19 protein-coding genes are annotated in these 18,986 nt (G+C 66.6%); 2 read left to right on the forward strand and 17 right to left on the reverse strand.

All coding sequences use genetic code 11. The features are described 5' to 3' along the window. Positions 1 to 141: 141 nt before the first annotated feature. From B9A95_RS35825 to B9A95_RS27490, 16 genes are all read right to left on the reverse strand, one after another. Positions 142 to 735, reverse strand: coding sequence for a DoxX family protein (locus tag B9A95_RS35825; protein ID WP_245808515.1), 594 nt, complete (start codon positions 733 to 735; stop codon positions 142 to 144). Further along, on the reverse strand, positions 732 to 1,772 hold the full coding sequence (locus tag B9A95_RS27425) for a DNA topoisomerase IB (protein ID WP_084050343.1): 1,041 nt from the start codon (positions 1,770 to 1,772) through the stop codon (positions 732 to 734). The genes B9A95_RS35825 and B9A95_RS27425 overlap by 4 nt, the downstream gene beginning before the upstream one ends. Continuing rightward, positions 1,769 to 4,075, reverse strand: coding sequence for a uracil-DNA glycosylase (locus tag B9A95_RS27430; protein WP_084050346.1), 2,307 nt, complete (start codon positions 4,073 to 4,075; stop codon positions 1,769 to 1,771). The genes B9A95_RS27425 and B9A95_RS27430 overlap by 4 nt, the downstream gene beginning before the upstream one ends. A 104-nt stretch (positions 4,076 to 4,179) precedes the next feature. Next, complete coding sequence (gene carA / locus B9A95_RS27435) at positions 4,180 to 5,364, reverse strand: glutamine-hydrolyzing carbamoyl-phosphate synthase small subunit (protein ID WP_084050348.1); 1,185 nt, start codon at positions 5,362 to 5,364, stop codon at positions 4,180 to 4,182. 480 nt (positions 5,365 to 5,844) lie between these two features. Continuing rightward, positions 5,845 to 6,375 carry an N-acetyltransferase gene (locus tag B9A95_RS27440; protein WP_084050351.1) on the reverse strand — a complete coding sequence of 177 codons (531 nt, stop codon included), beginning with the start codon at positions 6,373 to 6,375 and terminating at the stop codon, positions 5,845 to 5,847. A gap of 88 nt (positions 6,376 to 6,463) precedes the next feature. Beyond that, positions 6,464 to 6,934 carry a GNAT family N-acetyltransferase gene (locus tag B9A95_RS27445; protein ID WP_084050354.1) on the reverse strand — a complete coding sequence of 157 codons (471 nt, stop codon included), beginning with the start codon at positions 6,932 to 6,934 and terminating at the stop codon, positions 6,464 to 6,466. A gap of 146 nt (positions 6,935 to 7,080) precedes the next feature. After that, entirely contained in the window at positions 7,081 to 7,623 is a 543-nt protein-coding gene (locus B9A95_RS27450) for a GNAT family N-acetyltransferase (protein ID WP_084050356.1), read from the reverse strand. A gap of 22 nt (positions 7,624 to 7,645) precedes the next feature. Continuing rightward, positions 7,646 to 8,146: an HIT family protein gene (locus tag B9A95_RS27455; protein WP_245808516.1), complete on the reverse strand. Its 501-nt coding sequence runs from the start codon at positions 8,144 to 8,146 to the stop codon at positions 7,646 to 7,648. A 2-nt stretch (positions 8,147 to 8,148) separates the two neighbouring features. Then, positions 8,149 to 9,555 carry an argininosuccinate lyase gene (gene argH / locus B9A95_RS27460; protein ID WP_084050361.1) on the reverse strand — a complete coding sequence of 469 codons (1,407 nt, stop codon included), beginning with the start codon at positions 9,553 to 9,555 and terminating at the stop codon, positions 8,149 to 8,151. A gap of 7 nt (positions 9,556 to 9,562) precedes the next feature. Then, positions 9,563 to 9,703, reverse strand: coding sequence for a hypothetical protein (locus B9A95_RS35830; protein WP_245808517.1), 141 nt, complete (start codon positions 9,701 to 9,703; stop codon positions 9,563 to 9,565). Continuing rightward, positions 9,704 to 10,174 (reverse strand): GNAT family N-acetyltransferase, encoded by a 471-nt coding sequence (locus tag B9A95_RS27465; protein WP_084050363.1) that lies wholly within the window; start codon positions 10,172 to 10,174, stop codon positions 9,704 to 9,706. Beyond that, positions 10,171 to 10,641, reverse strand: coding sequence for a GNAT family N-acetyltransferase (locus B9A95_RS27470; RefSeq protein WP_084051019.1), 471 nt, complete (start codon positions 10,639 to 10,641; stop codon positions 10,171 to 10,173). Before B9A95_RS27470 ends, B9A95_RS27465 begins: the two co-directional genes overlap by 4 nt. Then, a complete protein-coding gene (locus B9A95_RS27475; RefSeq protein ID WP_084050366.1) occupies positions 10,638 to 11,078 on the reverse strand; it encodes a DinB family protein in 441 nt (146 codons plus the stop codon). Before B9A95_RS27475 ends, B9A95_RS27470 begins: the two co-directional genes overlap by 4 nt. 5 nt (positions 11,079 to 11,083) lie before the next feature. Next, positions 11,084 to 12,337 (reverse strand): argininosuccinate synthase, encoded by a 1,254-nt coding sequence (locus B9A95_RS27480; RefSeq protein WP_084050369.1) that lies wholly within the window; start codon positions 12,335 to 12,337, stop codon positions 11,084 to 11,086. Between the two features lie 261 nt (positions 12,338 to 12,598). After that, entirely contained in the window at positions 12,599 to 13,072 is a 474-nt protein-coding gene (locus tag B9A95_RS27485; RefSeq protein ID WP_084051020.1) for a hypothetical protein, read from the reverse strand. An 80-nt stretch (positions 13,073 to 13,152) separates the two neighbouring features. Then, positions 13,153 to 14,304, reverse strand: a complete 1,152-nt coding sequence (locus B9A95_RS27490; protein ID WP_084050371.1) for a pyridoxal phosphate-dependent aminotransferase — start codon at positions 14,302 to 14,304, stop codon at positions 13,153 to 13,155. A 75-nt stretch (positions 14,305 to 14,379) separates the two neighbouring features. On the opposite strand from B9A95_RS27490, the gene B9A95_RS27495 reads away from it, so the two are divergent. Beyond that, entirely contained in the window at positions 14,380 to 14,991 is a 612-nt protein-coding gene (locus tag B9A95_RS27495; RefSeq protein ID WP_245808518.1) for a LysE/ArgO family amino acid transporter, read from the forward strand. A 375-nt stretch (positions 14,992 to 15,366) separates the two neighbouring features. Here the strand turns inward: B9A95_RS27495 and B9A95_RS27500 are convergent, their stop codons facing one another. After that, entirely contained in the window at positions 15,367 to 15,642 is a 276-nt protein-coding gene (locus B9A95_RS27500) for a hypothetical protein (RefSeq protein ID WP_084050374.1), read from the reverse strand. Positions 15,643 to 15,840: 198 nt separating this feature from the next. On the opposite strand from B9A95_RS27500, the gene carB reads away from it, so the two are divergent. Further along, a complete protein-coding gene (gene carB / locus B9A95_RS27505) occupies positions 15,841 to 18,930 on the forward strand; it encodes a carbamoyl-phosphate synthase large subunit (RefSeq protein ID WP_084050377.1) in 3,090 nt (1,029 codons plus the stop codon). Positions 18,931 to 18,986: the final 56 nt, after the last annotated feature.

Raw genomic sequence — 18,986 nt, forward strand, 5'->3', positions numbered from 1 at the left:
CCTGTTCTTCCTTTTCTTGAGTCGTCTCCAGACCGCAGGGGGCGTGGCCAGTTCCCCCTGCGGCAGGTCTGGGGCAGGAGCACCGACCGGGCGGGGAGCCTCACCCCTCTGGCCGGTTCCGCCGCTTGCCTGCCGGAGCATTCAACCTACCGGTCCCCGCCGGGCACCACCCGGCCGGGCAAAGGCCACTTGGGTTTCTTCTTGGACAGCCACAGCTGCCGGTCCAGCCTTCCTTAGAAACGGCCTCTGTTCCGGCGGCCTCGTCTGCCTGCCCCTCCCCCCGGCCTCCATTTGCCATTTGCGCTGGTCTGGGTTGCGCTGGTCTGGGTTGCCCTGGTCTGGGCGGCGCGGCCCCGGCCACCTCCCGGTACACCACAGCGCCCACAGCACCAGCAGTGGCTGAAAGATGAGCCGGGTCAGCCGCGCCCCATCGGTGTTCAGCCCAAAAGCGTCCGTGCGGGTGAGGTACTGGGACACGTTGCCGGGAAAGACGGCGACGAAAAAGGCGGCCACCATCCACCCCACGGCTCTGCGCTGGCGGGGCAGCGCGATCAAAGCGGCCCCGAGTCCAATCTCGGCGGCGCCGGACGCCACCACCACGAAGTCCGGGTCCAGCGGCAGCCAACCGGGCACCTGCGCCTGAAACTCACGCCGTAGGGAGGTCAGGTGGCCCACGCCCGCGCCAGCCAGGGCCAGCCCCAGCGCCCAGCGGGCGAGGTGACGCGGCCAGCTCAAGCGGCCTTCTTCCGGGTTCGCCTCGTCCGGAGCGCCTTTTCGCTCTCCAACATCCGCTTCAGCGCGGCCTCGCTGCGCGTCAGACCCTCCAACTCCGGCTCGGGGCGGCCTGCGCGGGGTTCGTAGTCGTCCAGCACCTTGCCGTCCTGATAGCGGTCAAAGATCACCGGGCAGATATAGCTACCGCGCGTAACGGTGGGGGTGTTGCCCAGGTCGTCCGCCACAAACTTCACGCACTCCACCAGCGTCTTGCGGGCCTGCTTCTCGGATTCGGGCGCTCCGGCTTCCGCCAGGAACTCGGCGGCCACGAGCGTGCCGCCCCAGGTGCGGAAGTCCTTGGCGGTAAAGGGACCGATCACCTCGCGCAGGTAGGCGTTGAGGTCAGGAGCGCGCACGCGCGTCCGCACCTCGTCGTCCACGCTCTGAAAGAGCCAGGGGCCGGGCAGTTCCAGCAGCCGTTCCACATTGGCGGCCAGCGTCCGGTCCCGCACCGTCTTGTGCTGCTCGACGGCGTGCTTGCCCCGAAAGTGGAAGGTGATCGCCGTGCCCTTTACCCCGACGTGTTTCTGGCGCAGGGTGGACAGACCGTAGGTCTTGTGCGCCCGCGCGTACGCGTCGCTGCCCACGCGGAAGTGCGCGACGTGCAGCAGCCGGGCCATCACGGCCAGGACCTTGCGCCGGGGCAGACCGGACGAGCGCAGGTCCACCGCTGTCACCGCGCGCAGGGTGGGCAGGGCGTCCGCGAACCGCGCCAGCCGTTGCCACTTTTTCAGCGCCCCCGCCTCCATGAAGTCGGGGTGATAGCGGTACTGGAGCCGCCCCGCCGCGTCGCGCCCGAAGGCCTGAAGCTCGGCGCCTTCATCCGGGGAGACAAACACGTTCTCGTAGGCGGGCGGTACGGCCAGCGAGGCGATGCGGGCGATGCCCTCGGCGTCGGTGTACTCCTCGCCGTCCGGCCAGAAGTAGCGAAACTCCTCGGGCTTCTTTCCCTCACGGCGCAGGTACCCGTCTTGCAGCAGGGTGGTGCGGCCCGTCATTCCTCCACCTCTAGGGGCAGTTGCCAGTTGATGGGCGTCTCCTCCGCTTCCTCCAGGGCAGCGTTGACGCGGGAAAAGGGTTTGGTTCCCATGAACTTGGTCACGCTGAGGGGACTGGGGTGCGCGGACTCGATAATCACGTGCTGCTTGCCGGTGATGAGCCGCGCCTTCTTGCGGGCGTAGGCCCCCCACAGCACGAAGACCACCCTCGTCTCCTTGGCGTTCACGGCGCGGATCACGGCGTCGGTAATCTGCTCCCAGCCCTTGTTCGCGTGGCTGTTCGGTTCGGCCTGACGCACGGTGAGCACGGCGTTCAGCAACAGCACGCCCTGCTCGGCCCAGTGCCTCAGGTAGCCGTGTTTGGGAATCTGGAAGCCCACGTCATCCCGCAGTTCCTTGTAGATGTTCTGCAAACTCGGCGGTGGCCGCACGCCGGGCCGCACGGAGAAGCTCAGGCCGTGCGCCTGCTCCGGGCCGTGGTAGGGGTCCTGACCCAGGATGAGAACCTTCACGTCTTCCAGGGGGGTAAAGCGCAGGGCATTGAACACGTCGGGCGCGGGTGGGAAGACGTTGTGCGTCCGGCGTTCCTCCACCAGAAAGTCCTTGAGCGCGTGGAAGGAAGGTGAGGCGAATTCGGGCGCGAGCACCCGCTGCCACGAATTGGGAAGGCCAGCGGGCATCAGGGGTTTGGGGACTTCGGGGCTGGCTTGGGTGGGCGTCGAGCCGAACAGGTCCGGTTGGTCACTCATGGCTGGGGGTCTCCGTTTCGGGGCGGCGCGGGTCGGTTTCTCGGACCGGGGCGGCAGGCCACGGGCCACCCGCTCGGCGCGTATCACGGCCTTTTTACGGCTGCCGTGGCGCTCGTATATGCGGCGGGCCTCGGCCTCAAAGGCGGCACTCTCCCGCGCAGCATAAATTCTGGCCCGCGCGGCGGCCCCGGCTTTTCCTTCATCCACGACGGGTGATGGGTAATTCAGGCGGCCGGCTCCCGTCCACTCCCAGGGCGTGCGCAGCAAGTGGAGCGGCACGTCCGCCAGCTCAGGCACCCAGCGGCGGATGAACACGCCCTCAGGGTCCTGCTCGCGCGCTTGCCGGGTGGGCGAGTAGATGCGGACGCGGTTGATGCCCACGGTGCTGCTCTGCATCTGCATCTGGGACCAGTGGATGCCAGGTTCGTTGTCGAGCCACTGCCGGGCCAGGAACAGACCGGTGGGCCGCCAGTGCAGCCACAGGTGCTGCGAGGCGAAGGAAACGAGCAGCGCCCGCATGCGGAAATTGAGCCAGCCAGTGGCCCGCAGCATCCGCACACAGGCGTCCACGAGGGGATACCCGGTTTGCCCGTGCGCCCAGCGGTCAAAATGCTCGGCGTTCCAGTGAGGCTCGCGCAGACCGTCAAAAGCCCGGTTGAGATTGCGGAACTCCGTCTCCGGCTCGGATTCCAGGCGTTGGAGGAAGTGGCAGTGCCAGTGCAGGCGGCTCTCATACGACCGCAGGGACCGCACCCAGCGGGGATCGGCCTCTGGGTCCCCCTTCACGGCGGCGAGGCGCTGGCGGGTGGCCTGAACCACTTCGCGCAGCGCAACGGTGCCGAAAGCGAGCGGGGCCGAGAGGCGCGAGCAAGCCTCTTCAGCGCTCAGGGGACTGCCCACCTCGCGCATATAGTTCACGCCGCGCACGTTTAGGAACGACTCGAGGGTGGCGCGCGCGGCCGCCGTCCCGCCTGCTGGGATCACCTTGGCTTCCGGTGCGACGCCCAGTTCAGCGTGGCTTCGCAGGCCCTCGGGATCGAGGTCCGTTCCCCGAAGCGCTGCAGGCGGAAGGAGAGGCGACGCGCCCAGCCGTTCTTCCCATATGTCCGCCCAGCCGTTGCGGTCGTGCAGGCGGCGCACCACCCCGTTTTGCGGCACCTCGGTAAAGGAAACGCCCCGCTCCCGTGCCCAGGCCCGCACACGCCTGTCTCTCGCGTAACTCACCCCGTTGCCCGTCTCCTCGTGCGCCCACAGGCCGCCGATGGAAACGAGTTCGGAGAGCTCTTCCAGCACGGCCATTGCCTCGCCCCGGCGCACGACGAGCGGGGTACCGAGCGCCCGCAGCTGTTCGCCGAGTTCCGCCAGACATTCATTCAGGTACGTCAGATGATGCCCGGCGAACTCCTCATGCCCAAGTTGCTCGGGTTCGTAGACATAGAGGGGCAGCACCGGACCCACCGAAGCCGCTCGGGCCAGCGGGGCATGGTCCGAGACGCGCAGGTCCTTCTTGAACCAGACGACCTGAACGGGCGGACCGCTGGGTGGACGGGGCATCTCGCCCAGTCTCCCTCGCCCGGCTCACCCCGTCGGTACGAAGGACCGCAAAAAGCGGGGTGAAGGGCTCTTCACCCCGCGCCCCGCTGTCATCTGGAACCTTCCTACACGCCCAAGCGGCCCGTCACGGCCTTCACCACGGGCGAACCGTTCGCGCCGTCAAAGGCGTCAATCTCCTCGATAAAGCGGTCAAAGAGGTAGCGGCTGTCGTGCGGTCCCGGCGACGCTTCCGGGTGGTACTGCACGGAGAAGACGGGGTAGCGGCTGTGCGCCATGCCCTCCAGGGTGCCGTCGTTGAGATTGACGTGCGTGGCGACGAAGGCCCCGTTGGGGATCGAGTCGATGTCCACCGCGTAGCCGTGGTTCTGGGAGGTGATCTCCACGTTGCCGGTCAGCAGGTTCTTGACGGGCTGGTTGCCGCCCCGGTGGCCAAACTTCATCTTGAAGGTGCGCCCGCCTGCCGCGAGGCCCAGAATCTGGTGTCCCAGGCAGATGCCGAAGGTGGGCAGCAGGCCCATCAGTTCCCAGGCCGTCTTGTGGGCGTACTCCAACGGCGCGGGATCGCCGGGGCCGTTGGACAGAAAGAGGCCGTGCGGTTGCAGCGCCATGATCTGCGCGGGCGTGGTGTGGGCGGGCACGACGATGGGCTCAATGCCCACTTCGGCCAGCCGCTCGATGATGGTGTGCTTGATGCCAAAGTCCATCAGCACCACGCGCTTGCCTTGGCGCAGCGTGGGAAAGGCGTAGGGCAGCGCCGTCGTGACTTCCTTCGTCATGTCGTGGCCGTCGATGTCCTGGTGGTCCCGGGCCCGCTGCACATAGACCTGCTCCTCGGCGGGGGTGAACTCGCCGTAAGCGTCTTCCGGGTGCGTGAAGGAGCGGTGGGCGATCACACCCTTGACCACCCCGCCCGTCCGCAGCCGCCGCACGAGGGCACGGGTGTCGATGCCCTGGATGGATACGACGCCGTACTGCTGCATGAACGCTTCGAGCGACTGCTGGGCGCGGTGGTTGGAGTACTCGCCGGAGAACTCGCGGGAGATGAAGCCACGCACATACGGCTTGTTGCTCTCCATGTCGTAGATCGCCACACCGTAATTGCCGACGTGCGGATAGGTGATGGTAACGATCTGCCCGTTGTACGAGGGATCGGTCATGATCTCCTGGTAACCGGTCATGGAGGTGTTGAACACCACTTCGCCGGTGGTTTCGCCCCGGTGCCCGAAGGCGTAGCCCCGGTACACGGTGCCGTCTTCGAGGGCCAGGATGGCGCGTTCTTTTCTGATCATAGGAGCCTCCATTCGCGCCTCACGGGACGCGTTTTATGGTCGCCAGTCGCCAGCAGCCAGTCGCCAGTGTAGGGTATGTACGCTGCGTCCGAATGCGTGACTGTCGGGAGTTGATCGTGTGGCAAAAGGCCCACCGCCTCACGCTGGAAGTCGACGGAGCCACCAAATCTTTTCCACGTCAAGGGGATTCGCGCCGACCATTCCACTGCGGCGGGCCGCCGCACCTTTCAGCATTGCCGAGGGTGCTGGCAGACGGAGCAGCACCGACTTCGCGAGATTTCCCGGTATCGCTGCCAGACCGTGGAATAACGTCGAGGACCTGCTTCCGCTGCGCTTTGGTCTCGGCCACCTGGGCGCGGCTGAATCCACGCCCCTCACGGCGCAACGGATTGGAATTCGCCGGATGCTTCCCCGCCTGTCCCAGAAGATGCGCGGCTCCTGACCGCAGGTTCTGGCAACTGGCGACTGGCCGCCGGCCACTCAATCCAACTCCTTGAGCATCGCAATCTCATTGCAATTTTCAAAAAACGCACACCGCTGGCACTCACTCCAGACTTTGGGGTGAAGGTGGGTCTTGTCGATGCGGGTAAAGCCGCACTTCTCGAAGAAGGTCTGCTGGTAGGTCCAGGCGAAGAGGGCGGGCAGATCTATGTCGCGCGCTTCCTGCTCGCAAGCGGCGACGAGCTGTTTGCCCAGGCCGCGCCCCTGCATGTGGGGATGGATGGCCAGGCCCCGCACCTCCGCGAGATCAGGAGCAAGCATGTGCAGGCCGCAGACGCCCGCGAGACCGCCCGGCTGGCCCTCGTGCGGCTCGGCCAGGATCAGGTGGAAGTCGCGGATGGTCTCGGCGAGCAGGGCGCGGGAGCGCACGAGCATCTGCCCGCGCGCCGCCCAGTGACCGATCAGTTCGTGGATGGCGCCGATGTCCGACAGCCGGGCCTTGCGCGTTAGAAGCGGGGCCTGGGGGTGGATGTCGGGAACAGCGATGGAATCGAGGGACAGCAGCGTCATGGGCTCTCCCCAGGAACGCGAGCGGGCTTGCCAGGCACCGGGTAGGTCAAACCCACGGGCGGTGCCGGGCAGCTCCGCTGCTTTTCGCTCAGGCCTTGCTTGCCCCGACGCTGAGGTTGCGCATCCAGGTGGTGCCGCCGGGGCGCTCGCTGCGGGCCTGATAGGCACGAATCTGGGGTGCGTTCGGCACCTCGCCCATCACGACGGCCAGGGGCACCTGCTGAAAGCCGAAGTTGCTCCAGTCGCCGCCCTTGCTGAACATGTAGATGGCCCGGTCGCCCCGGCCCTGCGCGTACTGGATGGCGCTCATGATGAGCTGCCGCCCCAGTCCCTTGCCGCGCACCGAGGGCAGCACGGCCGCGCCGCGCAGCAGCGAGGCTCCGTCGCCATGCTCCAGGCCGATGGCCCCCACGGGCTTCCCGCCCTGCTCCAGCACCCAGTACGTGGTGCCGTCGGCCAGCGCGGCTTCCGTTTCCAGTCCGGCCTCCTGCATGACGCGGGTAACGGCTTCTTTGTCCTGGGGGGTGGCGAGGCGAATCTGCGTGTTGGAATCGGTCATGGGGGTGCCCTCCAGCGTGGTTGATGTGGGGAGTGTCCGCCTGGGCAGGCACTCCGGGGGAGTTGTGCGTGGGGGCAGAATAGCGCAACAGGGGCGGATGACAGAAGGCAGGAAGCAGCGGGCGAAAGGCTGACGGTTGACGGCGCTCAGACACTTCCCGCCGCCTCCACCGGTTGTCCTCCGCTCGGCAACACTTCCCGCTTCCACGCCACCTCGTCCCGAATCCAGCCCCGGCACTGTCCGCTGACCACCTGGGGCGCGCTGGGGAGGGCGGCTTCCAGTTCCTCCATGGGCACGGGCGCAAAGCCGAAAGTCTGCCAGAACGGCCCCGCGTCGCTGGAAAAGAGGTACACGGCCCGGTCACCCCGCAGCGTGGCGTGGGTCAGGGCGCTCGTGGCGAGGGCGCGGCCCAGGCCCTGGCGGCGGGCCCCGGGGAGCACGCTGGCCGAGCGCAGCAGGCTCACCCCCTCGCCGTGCTCCAGGCCGATGCACCCGGCGGGCACGCCGTCAAGTTCGGCCACCCAGTAGGTGCAGCCCTCGAGGGTGGCGGTGATGGCGCTGCGCTCGGTACTCAGGCCCACGGCCAGAATCAGATCGTGCAGGGTGTCGAGGTCCGTGTCCGTGGCCTGACGCAGCTTGATATGGGGGGCGTGCAGGGGCCGGGAGGCAGAAACGGGGGTGAGGGTCATGTCAGGTCTCCTTCTGAGGAATTCAGGGCAGATCGGGGGGCGGTGAGGAGGGCGGGCCACGTCGTCGCTCGGCTGCTCTGGCCGCCGCCTTGAGGAAATAGCGCAGCCCCGCTCCAGCGCTGGCGTCCGCGTTCCAGCGGGGAATGACATGCAGGTGAACGTGCGGGATGTGCGCCCCGCCTGCCGGAAAGACGTTCCAGCCCACGGTGTAGCCGTCGGGCCGGACGGTGGCGTCCAGATGTGCCCGGACTTGGGCGAGCAGCGCGTGGGTGGCGGCGGCTTCCTCGGGAGTGAGGTCAAAGACGGTCTCGCACGGGCGTTTGGTCACGATCAGGCCGGAAAAGGGCAGGCCCCCGAAGTGGCGCAAATCCTGGGTATAGACGCAGAGGTCGTTTTCGAGCGTCACCTCACCGCCGGAGAACCCGGCGCGGGTGGACAGCGGATTTTCCGCCGCATGCTCGAGCCAGTGTGCCCACTCCTCCTCGCGCTTGGCCAGCAGGGTGCCGTCCAGGTCCGCCGTCACCTTCACGAGAGGGCCGTTCTGGCCGCCTCCGCCTGCGCCCGCACCTGTTCGGGCGCGGTGCCCCCGTAGCTCTGCCGGGCCTTCACGCTCTCTTCCACAGTCATGGCGCGGGTAATCTCAGCGCTGAGTTGCGGGTGTGCGGCGCGGACCTCCTCGTCCGTCAGGTCCCACAGTTGCCGCCCGGTGCGGCTGGCAAGACCGACAAGGCCGCCCACCACCTCGTGCGCCTCGCGGAAGGGCACGCCAGAACGGGCGAGGTGGTCTGCCAGGTCCGTCGCGGTGGAAAAGCCGCGCGCCGCCGCCGCTTTCGTGACGGCCGCATGCCAGGTGCTTTTGGGCAGCATGTCGCCGTACAGGCGCAAGACGATGCTCAGGGTGTCGTAGGAGTCGAACACGCCCTCTTTGTCCTCCTGCAAGTCCTTGTTGTACGCGAGCGGCGTGCCCTTGACCACCGTCAGCAGGCCCATCAGGTTACCAAACACCCGGCCCGCCTTGCCCCGCGCGAGTTCGGACACGTCGGGATTTTTCTTCTGGGGCATGATGCTGGAGCCCGTGGTGTGCGAGTCGGGCAGCGTCAGGAAGCCGAACTCAAAGGTGGAGTACAGAATCAGCTCTTCGGAGAGGCGCGAGAGGTGCGCCGAGAGAATCGCGCAGGCCGACAAAAACTCCAGCGCGAAGTCGCGGCTGCCCACGCCGTCCAGGCTGTTGGCGGTCGGACGGGCAAAGCCGAGCGCCTGAGCGGTGGCGTGGCGATCAATCGGCCAAGGCGTCCCGGCCAGCGCCGAGGAGCCCAGCGGTGACTCGTCCATCCGCTCGGCGGCGTCGCGGAAGCGGCCCTCGTCACGCTCCAGCATGGCAGCGTAGGCCATGAACCAGTGGGACAGGAGGATGGGCTGCGCCACCTGAAGGTGGGTGTATCCGGGAAGGATGACGGGTTCGCCCGCACCGGAACTGAGGTGCTTTTCCGCCTCTCCCACCATCACGGCGCGGAGCGCCCGGGTCTTGGCCGCCAGGTCCAGCGCCGCTTCCTTCGTGAACAGGCGGAAATCCACAGCCACCTGATCGTTGCGGCTGCGCGCGGTGTGCAGCTTACCTGCCACCGGACCGATGCGGTCCCGCAGGGCTGCTTCCACGTTCATATGCACGTCTTCGCGGTCCAGCCGCCACTCGAAGTCTCCAGCGCGAACGTCCTCGAGGATGGCCTCCAAACCCTCCTCGATTTGTCCGACTTCCTCGCCCGAGAGGATGCCCACCTGCCCCAGCATCGCCACATGCGCCAGCGAGCCGCGAATGTCCTGCTCGGCGAGGCGCTGGTCAAAGGGCACGGAGGCGTTGAAGAGCTCGACGAGTCCGTCGGTGGCTTCGGCAAAGCGGCCACCCCAGAGCTTGGTTTCTTGTCTTTGGGTCATGGGTCCCTCAATCCAGCGTGAACTTGTCCAGCGCCTGCCAGAGGGCTTGGCGCAGTACGGCGTCGAGCAGGGCGGCGATCAGGAAAGCGAGGGGAAACACCGCGAAGCCCAGGAGAACGAGAAACGACAGGGGTGTGAACACGTTCATTCACGGCCTTACCTCCTTCACCAGCACCACCGGCTTTGGACTGCGCGGACTGGAAAAGGCGTACACCGCTTTTCCATCGACGCGGTAGCCCAGGCGTTCGTAAAAGGGTTGCACCCCAAGGTTGTACTGGCTGACGGCCAGCAATACACGGTCATACCCGCCCCGCACCGCCACTTCCTCCACGCTGCGCACCAGCGCCGCGCCAAGACCCTGCCCCCGCACTTCCGGCAGGGTAGCGAGCTTGTTGAGGGTCAGGGTGTGGGCGCCGTCCGGGCGATGGCCGACGCAGCCCACCACCCTCTCCCCCACCAGGGCCAGAAAACCGCCGCTGTCTGGCAATCCGAGGGAACGCCGCACATCCTCCACCGTGGTGCGGCTCCAGCTGCTGCGGGGGTCCATGCCCGCCGCCATCATCAGTGCGTGGAACGTGGGGGCGTCGGCCAGGGTGGTGGGGCGGAGGGTAAGGCTCACGCCCCCGCCTCCAGGGTCAGGCGCATCTCGTTGGTGGGGACGAAGCCGAGCTTCTCGTAGATGGGGCGGCCCGCTTCCGAGGCATGCAGCGACAGGACGCGGATGTTTCGCCGCTGCGTCTCGGCGATGGCCGCCTGGGTCAGTGCCCGCGCGAGGCCCTTTCCCCGGTGAGGAGGGTGGGTATAGACGTTGAGCAGGTAGGCGCGCAACGGCTGAAGGTCCATAAAGTGCGGGGGCCAGTCGAGCAGGAGGAGCCCCGCACCCGCAACGACTTCCCCCTCCTGCTCTATGAACAGACCCAGGTAGCTGCCTGAGCGCAACCGCTCCTCCACCCATGGGGTGAACTGGGCGACTTCCTCGCGGTATTCCACGCCCATGTCGGAGAACATGGCGGCACGGTGCGCCGATATGATCGGCGCGTCGTCGGCAGTGGCCCACCGCAAGATGTACTCCTCGGGCAAGATCACGCGCCGGCCCGTTCCCACACCTGCGCGAGGTGATGGAGTTGGTGCGCCGCGTAGTCCTCCACCACAAAACCCAGCGTGACGGGCCCGCTCCCGCCGATGCGGAGGGTATGACCCAGGCTCTCCTGCGGCAGACGACCGATCACCTGCGCCATATGCATTTGATACGCCTGCCACAGCGCCAGCACTTCCGCCCAGGGGCGCTCCTGCCAGCCGCTCACACGAACCCAGGCGTTCTGGTCATAGCCGGGCAATTCCAGGCCGTCTTCCATGCTGGCGCGCACGAAACGGACGTGGTTGTTGACGCCGCTGTCAATCAGGTGACCCAGGATTTCCTTCGCGCTCCAGACTTCGGGCGCGGGCTTACGGCTCGCCTGCGCTTGCGTAAGGGCTTTCAGGCGGGGCAGGGCAGCGGCGACAACCTCCAAGAGCGTGGACATCGGCCCTAAACCTGCGCCGTTTCCTTCTCCTGCCCGGCCTGTGCCTTCGCCTCCACCCGCGCCTGTACGCGCATCCGCAGCGCATTGAGCTTGATAAAGGCCCCGGCGTCGTGCTGGTTGTAGTCGCCGCCCGCCTCAAAGGACACGAGGTCTTTGTCGTACAGGCTGCGCTCGGCCTTGCGGCCCACGACGATGCAGTTGCCCTTGTACAGCTTCAGGCGGGCGGTGCCCGTAACCGTCTGGGCCACGTGGTCGAAGTACACCTGCAGCGCCTCGCGCTCCGGGGCGAACCAGAAACCGTTGTAGACGAGTTCCGCGTATTTAGGGGCCAGCGCGTCACGCTGGTGCAGCACCTCGCGGTCCAGGGTCAGGCTTTCCACCGCGCGGCGGGCGTGGTACAGCAGCGTGCCCCCGGGCGTCTCGTACACCCCGCGCGACTTCATGCCCACGAAGCGGTTTTCCACCAGGTCAATCCGGCCCACGCCGTGCCGTCCGCCGATCTCGTTGGCCTTCTCCAGCAGGGCAGCGGGGGTCAGGCGCGCCCCGTTGATGGCGACGGGATCGCCGTTCTCAAACTCCACCTCCACGTATTCGGGCTCGTTCGGGGCCTCCTCGGGGCTGACCGTCAGCTTGAACATGTGGGCGGGCGGCTCGGCCCAGGGGTCTTCGAGAATGCCGCCCTCGTAGGAGATATGCAGCATATTCGCGTCGGTGGACCAGGGGTCTTTCTTGGTGGTGGGCACCGGGATGCCGTGCTCGTGCGCGAAGGCTTCGAGGTCCGCGCGGCCCTGAAATTCCCAGTCGCGCCACGGAGCGACGGTCACGATGTCAGGCTTGAGGGCATACGCCGTCATCTCGAAGCGCACCTGATCGTTGCCCTTGCCGGTGGCTCCGTGGGACACGGCAACGGCTCCCTCCTGACCCGCGATCTCCACCATCTTCTTGGCGATCAGGGGCCGGGCGATGGACGTGCCCAGCAGGTAGTAGCCCTCATACAGCGCCGCCGAGCGGAACATGGGAAACACGTAGTCGCGGATGAATTCCTCGCGCAGGTCGAGCGCGTAGGCGGCCACCGCACCTGTGTTCAGCGCCTTGACGCGCGCCTGCTCCACCTCATCGCCCTGGCCGAGGTCCGCGGTGAAGCACACCACGTCGTACCCACGCTCGGTCTGGAGCCACTTGAGGATGATGGACGTATCCAACCCGCCGCTGTAAGCGAGGACGATCTTGGGCCGGTTCTGGGGCTGTGTCTGCGTCATGGGTCTATTCTCTCCACTTTTGTGTAAGGGGACAGCAAAGCACCTCCAGACGTGAAGCGCCAAGCCTTTGCGTAAACAGGAAGGCCGGGGGCATCAGCGTCGGGAGGTCAGTGTCTGCATCGGCATGTATGGATATACGGAATACCGTATAGCTATGCAGAAGGGTAGCAGTCAGGCCCAGGGGGGTCAAGGCAGGTGTCCAGCCTGGTGGAATGACGAAAACCCCAGCCGCAGAGGCTGGGGCAGTCGGAGCGCACAGGCTCAGCGCAGGCGGTAGTTCAGCCCGATGCGGACGCCGACCCTGGGCGCGATGCCCGAGCCGGCGTTGGAGAAGCCCACGTTCACCCCGGCGTTCCCCTCCACAAAGACGCTGAGGGGCCCAGTCACGTTGTAGCTCAGGCCAGCCAGCGCGTGCGGGTAGGCGGTGATGCCGGTGTAGGCCCCCAGCGAGACCCCGATCCCGAGTCCGAAGCCGTAATAGGGGTTGAGCCCACCGAAGTTGTCCCCTCCCGCGTTGCGGAGATACGCCACCTCGCCGCCCAGACCCACCGAGCCACCCCGGAACAGGTTGACGGCATCAAGGTTCAGTCCGTAGCGCACCGCCGAATCCGCCGACACGTCACTCTGGTAGTGGATCCCCGCTGAAGTTCCGATGTGACCGCCCACCGAATCGGCGGCGGCAACAGGAAAGGTGGTCAGGGTCAGCAGGCCGAGGCCAAGCAGCGTCTTCTTCATGAGGAAAAGCATAGGGAACGCGGCCCACCCCAGAAAGGTGACTCCCTTTACAACTCCTGCCCCGAGCTTTGACCGTTCTTTTAGGGTTGATGCCGGGCCAGGGGGCGCCGTTCCCCGGTGGTGAAGCGTTCCAGCCGCCCCAAGGCCTCCTTCAATTCGGCCTCCGACTTGCAGAAGGCCAGCCGAAACAGCCCTTCCGGCGCAGGCTGAGCGGCCATAAAAGCGGAGCCCGGGATCACCGCTACCCCCGCTTCCACCACCAACGCCTCGGCATCCCAGCCCGGACGGCGGGCGATCAGGAAATAGGTACCGCCCGGCTCATGAACCTGGGCACCCAGTTCACGCAGTCCATGCGCGAGGAGACGCAACCGGGCCGCGTAGCCCTCCCGCAGGTCCTCATAAAAACCTGTTTCCCGCGCCACGGGCAGCGCCGAGGCCACTGCCACCTGAAACGGCGTGGGGGCGCAGAAAGAGGCGATCTGCCGCAGCGCCGCGATTTTTCCCGATAGCCCCGCCGGGCACGCCACCCAGCCGATGCGCCACCCCGTCACCTCCAGCCGCTTGCCCGCGCTGCCCACGGTAAAGGTCCGTTCCGGAGCCAGAGTTCGCACGTTGACCGGGCGCTGCCCGAAATACAGCTCGTCGTACACCTCGTCGCTGATGATCCACAGGTCGTGCTGCCGGGCAAGCAGGGCGATCGCTTCCAGCTCAGCCCGGGAAAAGACGCGCCCGGTGGGATTGTGGGGGCTGTTAAGCAGCAGCGCCCGCGTCCGGGGCGTGACGGCGGCGCGCAACTCCGCGAGGTCCAGCGTCCAGCCCTCGCCTTCCTTCAGGTGCAGGGGAACGGTAACGGGCGTGGCTCCCGCCAACCGGGCCTGAGGCAGGTAGATGTCGAACACCGGATCGAACATCACCACCTCGTCACCGGGGCCGTAGAGGGCCTGGGCGAGCAGGCCCATCGCCTCGGTCGCGCCCGTCGTGACCACCACATCATCGCCGTCCACTCCCAGGTCCGTGCCCAGCGCGCCGCGCAACGTGGACAGTCCTGCCGGAGGGGCATACTGGTCCGCCGTACCGATGGCCCGCCGCGCCGCTTCCAGCAGGAAGGCGGGCGGCGAACCGGACGGAAAGCCCTGCCCCAGATTGACCGCTCCATGCTGCGCCGCAAGGCGGCTCATCTTGGCAAAGACGCTTTCCTGGGAGGACCGGGCACGCGGCAAAAGGTCGGGCATAGGGGCAGTGTGGGCTTCAACAGGCGTGGGGAAGTTGCAGCGGACCAGACAGGGCCGTGCCCTATCCTCTCCCCCGTGCCTCCCTTCCTGCGCGGCCTGACGCTGGGCCTGTCTCTCATCGTCGCCATCGGGCCGCAAAACGCCTTTGTGCTGCGCCAGGGGCTGACGCGGCAATACGCTTTCCTCGCCGCGCTGGTCTGCTCGCTGGCCGACTCGCTGCTTATCACCTTCGGGGTGCTGGGCGTGGGGGCGCTACTGGCGAGGCATTCGGCGCTCACGGTCCTGGGCACCCTCGCCGGGGCCTCTTTCCTGCTGTGGTACGGATGGCGCGCATTTCAGGCGGCGCGCACGCCGGGCGCGCTAGAGGCCGAGGGGCAGAGCGTCACCACGCCCAGCACCCTCGTCGCCACCGCTGCAGCCTTCAGCCTGCTCAATCCCCACGCGCTGCTGGACACGGTGGTGCTGATCGGCGGTGCGAGCGCCAGCCTGGACGCGGTCGGACGGCAAGCCTTCTTGGTGGGCACCATCCTCGCCTCCTGGCTGTGGTTCTTCGGGCTGGCCCTCGCCGGGCGGCAACTCGCGCCGCTGATGCGCAACCCACGCGCTTGGCAGGTGCTGGACGTGTTGATCGGGGTGATGATGTGGGCGATTGCGGCGGGGCTGGTGCTCAATGGCCTCAGAACTTGACACGGTGATGGTTCGCGGAGCACTTTGACAAGCCCGTTGCTCAACGGCCTGTTCCCAGCGGCGCAGCGCGTCCCACGCCCCCGAGAGGTACCCGCCCCGATGCTGGCGGTTCAGGCCGGTACGGTCGCCCCTGCGCTTGGAGAGCGGAACAATTCAATGATGGTGCCGGCGTTGCGCAGCTGGACCAGGCGGGCAACCCCAGGACCTCAGCCCTCCTCGTCCGCCGCCACCTTTCGGCGTACTCCGCATAAGGATTGCGGTTCATCCGCAATGAAACAACGGGCCAACCCGAGCGGAGCGGGAAGGAAAAACGGTGATGGAGAGGCGTGAAAGCGCCGAAGCGGAGGGGATAGAACGGATGATCCGGAGGCCGTATCAGCTCCACTCAGCGCCGATTCGGCCGGGCCCGTACAGATCAGTCATCCCAAGCGCCAGATGCCAGGAGCCGGCGTCCACAGGGCTGGGCGGGTACGCCTTGCGGTCTTTGGGAGCGACAGACCGATACAACTCCGTGGCCTGGCCGCCCTTGCTCAGCAGGGCGAATTTGCTGCGGATACCGGGCACACCCGTCCCCGGGAAGTGGTCCGCCCTCTCCTGTTTGAACCCCGGCCCCTGCTGCCGGCAGTCGATCTGGTGCGGCAGCTCGACCACAGCAACGGCGGCGTGAACGGTGGCCCGAACGCGCCGAGATTCTCCGTTCTCTTCCGGTATAGGAGCCAGGACAGGCCCACGCCCCTCCTTCCAGATCCAGCGTTCCCCGCCGCCCCTGCAGCAAAATCCCAGCTTGCATACTCATACATCCAACCCCCTCACCTTCCGCCCCCATCCGTGCCATACTCAGGACTCGGAATGCCCAAGCGTACCGACCTTCAGACGATCCTTATTCTCGGCAGTGGCCCCATCCAGATCGGGCAGGCCGCCGAGTTCGACTATTCGGGCACCCAGGCCCTCAAGGCGCTGAAAGGTGAGGGGTACCGCGTCGTGTTGGTGAATTCCAACCCAGCGACGATCATGACCGACCCCGACCTCGCGGACGCCACCTACCTGGAGCCGCTGACGCCGGAGTTCGTGCGCCGCGTGATCGAGAAAGAGCGCCCCGATGCCCTGCTGCCCACCCTGGGCGGTCAGACGGCCCTGAACCTGGCGATGGATCTCAACGCCAACGGGACACTGGCCGAGTTCGGGGTGGAACTTATCGGCGCGAATGCGGAAGCCATTCACAAGGGCGAGGACCGCGAAGCCTTCCAGGCCGCCATGAAGAAGATCGGCGTGGAAACGGCGCGCGGCCAGATGGTCCACTCCATGGAAGAGGCCACCGAGTACCAGAAACAGATCGGCCTCCCCATTGTCATCCGGCCCTCCTTCACCCTCGGCGGCACGGGCGGCGGGATCGCGCACACCTACGAGGAATTCCTGACCATCACGGAAGGCGGCCTGCGCGACAGCCCCGTGACGAGCGTGCTGCTGGAAGAGAGCATTCTCGGCTGGAAGGAATACGAGCTCGAAGTGATGCGCGACCACGCCGACACGGTGGTCATCATCACGAGCATCGAGAACTTCGACCCGATGGGCGTGCATACCGGAGATTCGATCACGGTGGCCCCGGCGCAGACCCTCAGCGACGTGGAGTACCAGCGCCTGCGCGACCAGAGCCTCGCCATCATTCGGGAAATCGGTGTGGACACGGGCGGCTCGAACATCCAGTTTGCGGTGGACCCCAGCAATGGGCGCGTGATCGTGATCGAGATGAATCCGCGCGTCAGCCGCTCCTCGGCGCTGGCAAGCAAGGCGACGGGCTTTCCCATCGCCAAGATTGCCGCCCTGCTTGCCGTGGGCTACCACCTCGACGAGCTGAGCAACGACATCACCCGCTCCACGCCCGCCTCCTTTGAACCGAGCATTGACTACGTGGTGACGAAGATTCCGCGCTTTGCCTTCGAGAAGTTCCCCGGCACACCCGACGCCCTGGGCACCCAGATGCGCAGCGTGGGCGAAGTGATGGCGATTGGCCGCACCTTCAAGGAAAGCGTGCAGAAAGCCCTGCGCTCGGTGGAGTCGGACGTGCGTGGCGCGTTCACAACAATGCGTGATGAGGAACTGCGCGGCCTGCTGTACGGCAACCCCCGCCGTATCGAAGCGGTGATCGAACTGCTGCGCCGGGGCGAGGGCGTGCGGACCCTGCACGACGCGACGAAAATTGACCACTGGTTCCTGTCGCAGCTTCAGGAGATCGTGGACGCCGAAAAGGAGATCGCCGAACTCGGTCCCATTGGGGAGTGGAAGTACGAGATCTGGCGCGAGGTCAAACGGCTGGGGTTCAGTGACGCGCGGATAGGCGAACTGGTGGGCCTCTCGGAACTGGAAGTGCGCGGGCTCCGCAAAGCGGCGAAGGCCACGCCCGTGTACAAGACCGTGGACACCTGCGCCGCCGAGTTCGAGGCGTACACGCCCTACCACTACTCCACCTACGAGTGGGAGGACGAGGTCAGCGAGACCGACAAGCCCAAGGTGGTCATCCTGGGCAGCGGCCCCAACCGCATCGGTCAGGGCGTGGAGTTCGACTACGCCACCGTTCACGCGGTGTGGGCGCTTCAGGAGGCCGGTTTTGAAACCATCATGGTGAACTCAAACCCCGAGACGGTCTCCACCGACTACGACACGGCGGACCGCCTGTACTTCGAGCCGCTGACCTTCGAGGACGTGATGAACATCGTCGATCACGAGAAGCCCGTGGGCGTCGTGGTGCAACTCGGCGGGCAGACGCCGCTCAAGCTGGCAAAACGCCTCGCCGACGCGGGGGCGCCCATCATCGGCACCTCGCCCGAGACGATTCACGAGGCGGAGGACCGCGCTTCGTTCAACGCCCTGTGTGAACGCCTGGGCCTGCCGCAGCCGAAGGGCAAGGTGGCGCAGACGCCCGAGCAGGCGGAGCAACTCGCCGCTGAACTGGGCTTCCCGCTGATGGCCCGCCCCTCCTACGTGCTGGGGGGCCGCGCGATGCGGACAGTGCGCAGCATGGAGGAACTGACCACCTACCTCAATGAGGTGTACGCCGCCGTGGAAGGGCAGCCCTCCATCCTGCTTGATCAGTTCTTGGAAGGGGCGCTGGAACTGGACGTGGACACGCTGTGCGACGGACAGACCGCCGTGGTGGCCGGAATCATGGAACACGTCGAGGCGGCCGGGGTCCACTCGGGCGACAGCGCGTGCATCCTGCCGCCGGTCAGCCTCTCGCCCGAACTGCTGGCGCGGGTGAAGGCCGACACCGAACGCCTCGCGCTGGAACTCGGCGTGAAGGGCTTGATGAACGTGCAGTGGGCGGTAAAGGACGGGGTGGCGTACATCCTGGAGGCCAACCCCCGCGCCAGCCGAACGGTGCCGTTCGTGTCCAAGGCGGTGAACCACCCGCTCGCCAAGAGTGCCGCCCGCATCGCCGTGGGGCATACCCTGGCGCAGATCGGCCTGACGGAGACGCCCACGCCCGCCATGTACTCCGTAAAGGAGGTCCACCTGCCCTTCCTGAAGTTCAAGGGCGTGCTGCCCATCCTGGGACCGGAGATGAAAAGCACCGGCGAGAGCATGGGCATCGACGCAGACCCTTACCTCGCCTTCTACCGGGCGCAGATCGGCGCGAAGAACTACCTGCCTACAGAGGGCACCGCCCTCCTGCTGGGAGACGGTCTGGACGGCGTGGCCGCTACGCTGGAAGGTGCGGGGCTGAGTGTGATTCGGGAGCAGAGCGGCGGCGAATTACCAGACCTGCTGATCGATGTGACTGGCTCGCCGCTGCTGCGGACCGCCCTGGAACGTGGCAAGGCCATCGTCAGCACCCGCGAGGGAGCCGAGTGGACGGCGAAGGCCATTGCAGCGGTGAAGGGGCAGAGGTTGGGGGTTCGGAGCCTGCAGGAGTGGCAGAAGCTGGAGCCAAACCCAGCGTAGGTTAAGGTGTGCAAGAAGTAGACGGGGACATGATCGGCTCCGCCTCCGAACTCAAG

It is taken from the genome of Deinococcus hopiensis KR-140, assembly GCF_900176165.1.
GTDB classification, from domain to species: domain Bacteria; phylum Deinococcota; class Deinococci; order Deinococcales; family Deinococcaceae; genus Deinococcus; species Deinococcus hopiensis.